This window comes from Flagellimonas olearia (genome assembly GCF_009184425.1).
GTDB lineage: Bacteria > Bacteroidota > Bacteroidia > Flavobacteriales > Flavobacteriaceae > Flagellimonas > Flagellimonas olearia.
In genome coordinates this window covers 1-373 of sequence record NZ_WELG01000094.1, presented here as the reverse complement: position 1 = coordinate 373, position 373 = coordinate 1, and the positions used below count along the sequence as shown (strand labels likewise).

General features: G+C 59.8%; 1 pseudogene. It reads right to left on the bottom strand.

Annotation, left to right across the window (positions count from 1 at the left end):
- Positions 1–373 (bottom strand): annotated as a pseudogene (locus F8C76_RS19345) (diaminopimelate decarboxylase); the annotation flags it as partial.

Genomic DNA, 373 nt, shown 5'->3' with positions numbered 1-373 from the left:
GGCGGGGGCTTTAGTGATGTCCACGCCGAACTTGTTGTCTTTCAAACCGGTGGAAATATAGGGGTGGGTCTGGGCGTCCACATCCGGGTTCACGCGGATGGCGATCGGCGCCTCCCGGTCCAGCTCGCCGGCCACCAGGTTCAGCAATTCCAGTTCCGCGGCGGATTCCACGTTGAAACAGTGGATGTTGGCTTTCAGGGCGGCGGCCATTTCGTTGGCGGTTTTGCCGACTCCAGAGAAAACAATTTTGTCTGGGTCGCCGCCGGCACGCAGCACGCGTTCCAGTTCGCCACCGGAAACAATGTCGAAACCGGCGCCGACCCGGGCTAGTACATTCAGCACGGCCAGATTGGAGTTGGCTTTTACCGCATAG